We start from the raw sequence: 4,652 nt of genomic DNA, 5'->3' as shown, positions 1-4,652 counted from the left end.
TTTCCGATTTTCATTTCCAACTGGATAAGGTTTTGTTAATGCGAGAACTTACGAACGAACCAACAGTAATTATTGACGGTTTAGAGTTGCCTATTTTGAACACTGGCAAAGACGGCAAGATATACAATTGCTACGTTGAGCCATTGCAAAGATTTAAGCGTGAGATTGACGCAATGCTGTCACATCACAATAGGGTGTTCATACTTAGAATGGACGTTCATGTTGACGCTCACAGTCCAACCAATGAAAAGATGACTAGGTTTTTACGTAGCTACGTGTCACGCATTCAAAGGAATTACAAAACAAAGAATGTCGGTACTATTTGGTGTCGTGAGGTTGAGAAGGTAAAAAAGCAGCACTATCACTTGGCTATTATGGTTGATGGCAGCAATGCCACTAAAGTAAGTAGCGAACTGCTAAGAATGGCTGATGAGGTGGCAAAACATCAAAAATTAAGTATCGGATATTGTGATAACGCATCGTACCTAATCAAGCGTACAGACTTAGCCAAAGGCGATTACAGCACCTATAAAGAGGCATTCGAACGTCTATCTTACTTAGCCAAAGAGCGTGGCAAAACAATCAAAGCTGAACGCGCCAATTCATATCAAACAAGCCGTATCAAGCCACGACTGAATGAGCATGGCGATATATTCACTGCAGGTGATGATTACAAGAAAGCGATAGCAGCCAAAGCCAAACGAGTGAGATCAGCACCTAACCCATTGATAGCAGCGATGACCGATGACGAACGACAGTTACCGTTATTTGCTTAATGATTTAGGTCTGAAAAGGGGAAAACATGGCAGCACTTGCTACCACTTCAAGCCTGAGCAATTACCCTCGATTGAGTATCTCACGCTATCGTGACCAGTTGAGGCAGACAGACAGAGCAAACAAGATTGACGTTAATTATTCCTATCGTGGCAAGGCTTACAGCTACAGCATACGATTAGATAAAACAGCTTGTCACTTTGGTCATTATCGCCATTGGTGGTTATGCCCTAAATGCAGCAAAAGAGTATCGGTGCTTTATTGTGCAGGGACTTACGTCTGCAGACATTGCCTGAGCGTTCCTTACGGCTCACAGCTACAGACAAAGACAGACCGCATTTACAGCAAGCTGAACGCCTTACGTGACCGTCTAGGGTGGTCAGTGGGCATTATCAACGGCATAGGTTCAAAGCCTCGCTACATGCACCACAGCACGTATGAGCGACTGATTAACGAGTATGAGCGACTAGAACAAAAACTGATAAGGACATTCTACTGATGAGGCAATCATTAACACTTGATGACCTGATAGCCGACTTGCAGACAGCCAAACAAATCGCAATAGCAGACCGCAATCCAAACGGCATAGTCACAGCCACAATGAGTCAGGCGAAGTTGCTTGGTTTTGATAAGCCAGTGATTAAAGACGTAAACGCCGATGCGGTGCAGACCATTAGCGAGCTGATGAATGAATTGGCAAACGATGACCAGTTGCTAACTCAAAGGATAAGCCATGCAAAAAATGAGTATTGATGACCTGATGACAGAATTAGACGATGCCAGATTGACCGCCAAAGCCAATGGGCAAGCGTCTGCTATGGTATCTGCCACAATGTCAAAAGCCAAATTGCTGGGGTTGGATAAAGGCATTGATGACAAAGACAGCGAAGTGCAGCCAGTTAAGATTGTCATTCAAACCGTTGATGCTCGCAATCCTGAGCGAGTGCATTAGCAGTCAAAACAGCCATTCTCAAATCACTTGTTGGTATTATTCTTGGGCTTGTCAAAAAACAAAATCAAGAAAGCCCGAAAACACTTGGGCTGCAGCGTGTTGTTTAGTTCCTACAGTGCCGACCAAACTCACAAATGACAGCAAGTGACTTTTGCAAAGTGCGGTATAAAATGCGGTCTATTTCAAAGACAGAAAGCGAGCAGCCTTATCCATCAAAGGTTACGGCTGTCTGTTTACTTCCTTACTTACCGATCAAACATTAAAAAGCAACTTATCTGACAGGTAAAGCAGATGCTCTTCCAACATATAAAATTATGGATATACAGACAATTGTATATTTGATATCGTTATAAGAGCTTTACAAATTCACCACTAGGAGATGAAAAATGTATAGTGGATAACAATTTGACAGGAAGTGAATTAGCGCACGCCATGCTAAGAAATGGTGATAAAAATATATGGTGTGCTGTTGGTGATGAGAGTGATCAAGAAACGATGTCTTACCTCAGCGGTAATGACTTTACAGCTTACATCGTGGAATTTAAAAACGGCTGCTTTTATTGTAGTGGCGGTATGCCATGGTTGCATGCTGTACCAATCAAAATAGTGCCAATCACACAACATGAATTAGTTTATTAACTGACCCTAACTAAAAAATTTGCCATTTAGAGCGGGTTTTTTATTGCCTAAATATTGTGTTTAGCTGCTTATCGAAAACAAACCCATGAAAGGCTAGTTTCTGCACAGGTATCGAGGCAGTTAATGGAACAATACGCGCGCGTGATTAGTTTCGCGACAAGTCACCCCATGTTTTGACCAGTAGCAACAGCCAAAACTGGGCGTTAAGAACTTCACACTTAGCCATCAAGGCGAACCCATCAAAACACTTCGAGTCAATCTATCATTAGCCTATACCCAAAACATAAAATCAGTAAGTGATAGCTCGTCTATCATTGCACCTATTCCAGTTATTAAACGATAGTAATTACCCATTATTATCAGTGAACATTCAATATCGAGTCTAAGTGATAATTTACTGATAATTTCATTGCCTCGTCATTCCATAGCCAAACTAATCACCAATGATATGAGCTGAAATAGCAGTAATTTGCTGTCTGAGTGGCTCAAATTTCAATTCTAAGGGTAAAGACCTAGTAAGTTACCTATTGAGCAAGCAAAGATGCTTACAGGGCAAATCTGAGCAGTTGGCTATTATCTGATGATTGCCTGAGCTTGGTTGATGACTTCCATATGATGTGAAAGTTACCAATAATTCAAACCTGAGCCAATCTATCCAGCAATGGATTAATCAATTTTTGATGATGTTCTGAGCCTGATTATTCACTAAATTAAGACCTAGTTATCCACAAAAAAAAGGGCGTTTGATGTTTTTAATGTTTTTAAGAGTTTTTAAAAGCTTTTACGCTCGCTGTGAGCCACGCCATTAGTGGGCTGTAGAGTCCATAAAGCTACGTTCATCGACCCATAAAGCTACGTTCATCGACCCATAAAGCTACGTTCATCGACCCATAAAGCTACGTTCATCGACCTTAACGCTACATTAGGTTGTAAGTTGTATCTATAAGTGATTATAATGCTTATGCCGTCCATAAATGAGCAAAAATAATGAGTAAGCTAATCACCAAAGATAATAAATTAATCAATGCCAGTTACTCGCTTGGCATACCTGAGCAGCGCATTATCTTTTTGGCTATCGTTGAGGCTCGAGCGCAAAAGCAGATGATTGATGCTAGGGGTGTGCTGCAAATCCATGCAAGCAGCTATCAAGAACAATTCAAGGTAGAAAAGCACACTTCATACAATGCACTTAAGAGTGCGGTTACTGGATTATTTGAGGCTTATTTTGAGTATGACGACATACACGAAAAGACAGGAAAACCAGCTAAGCACGTTGTTAGATGGGTGCAGAAAGCGACCTACATAGACACAGCTGGCATGATTGAATTGCAGTTCACAGATGCCGTTATTCCACTGATAACAAGGCTTAGCGAGCAATACACAGAATACGACCTAAAACAGGTTAGCGAGCTGCAAAGCGAATATGCAATCAGGCTGTATGAATTGATGATGCAATGGAAGTCAGTTGGTAAAACAAACAAGATAGCACTTGATGACTTGCGTTCAAAACTAGGCGTTCAGCCTGAGCAGTACAAGGCAATGAATAACTTCAAGGCTCGAGTAATTGACCTCGCTATCAAACAGATTAACGACTTCACCGATGTAGCAGCCGATTATATTCAGCACAAAACTGGCAAAGCGATTACTGGCTTTACGTTCACATTCAAGCAAAAGAAAGCACCTGAGCAGCTCGCTACTGCTACAAATAAGAATAGAGATAATGCCACGCCTGACCTATTCCACAATATGACAGATGACCAGATAAGCACGTTTAGCAAAAGGTTGGCTGCATTGCCTGAGCTTGGTAGTAATTCACCATTAGGTGCAAGCACTGAGCAATTCGCTGCAATGATTGCTGATGACCTCAAAGACGCTGACAAACAAAAGAAATACCACAAGCACTTGGCAAAGTTAGGATTTAAAGTAGCAAAGAGCAAGGTTAAGTAAAAACGTGCTCACAGATTGACGCTGACAGCCTCGTAAATGGTTTTTGATAGTGAGGTACTACAGACGGCTAGAACGTCAAAAAAGGGCTGTCAAATGCATATTAGGCAAATCCTATTGTAAATCCATTCTAAACAGTCGCTTATACTGGTTAATCTATACTTCATACACAGTTGTCATGCGCATATTTAGGCTAATATCAAGCTCAATAGCACTGTATATCAGGGGCTTAAAATGACAAACAACTGGGATTTAAATATTATCTTATGACTTCTAGCACTCCCTTTAATCTCCTCAGAGCATTTAACATTGATTAGTCGGTGCAAGCTCACGCGGATTTTCA

General features: G+C 41.2%; 5 protein-coding genes. All 5 read left to right on the top strand.

Annotation, left to right across the window (positions count from 1 at the left end; translation table 11 throughout):
* Positions 1-776 (top strand): YagK/YfjJ domain-containing protein (locus JMV76_RS14430; protein ID WP_227690453.1); only part of this gene is annotated, 776 nt, incomplete at its 5' end.
* A 496-nt stretch (positions 777-1,272) separates the two neighbouring features.
* Positions 1,273-1,527, top strand: coding sequence for a hypothetical protein (locus tag JMV76_RS14425; RefSeq protein WP_201503155.1), 255 nt, complete (start codon positions 1,273-1,275; stop codon positions 1,525-1,527).
* Positions 1,508-1,726, top strand: a complete 219-nt coding sequence (locus tag JMV76_RS14420) for a hypothetical protein (protein WP_201503154.1) — start codon at positions 1,508-1,510, stop codon at positions 1,724-1,726. Before JMV76_RS14425 ends, JMV76_RS14420 begins: the two co-directional genes overlap by 20 nt.
* Before the next feature lie 405 nt (positions 1,727-2,131).
* Positions 2,132-2,365 carry a hypothetical protein gene (locus JMV76_RS14415; RefSeq protein ID WP_227690451.1) on the top strand — a complete coding sequence of 78 codons (234 nt, stop codon included), beginning with the start codon at positions 2,132-2,134 and terminating at the stop codon, positions 2,363-2,365.
* A 987-nt stretch (positions 2,366-3,352) separates the two neighbouring features.
* Positions 3,353-4,312, top strand: coding sequence for a replication initiation protein RepM (gene repM, locus JMV76_RS14410; protein ID WP_201503152.1), 960 nt, complete (start codon positions 3,353-3,355; stop codon positions 4,310-4,312).
* Positions 4,313-4,652 lie beyond the last annotated feature (340 nt).

The sequence above is a fragment of the Psychrobacter cibarius genome, assembly GCF_904845955.1.
In the GTDB taxonomy this organism is placed as follows: domain Bacteria; phylum Pseudomonadota; class Gammaproteobacteria; order Pseudomonadales; family Moraxellaceae; genus Psychrobacter; species Psychrobacter cibarius_B.
This window is presented reverse-complemented; position numbering and strand designations above follow the sequence as displayed.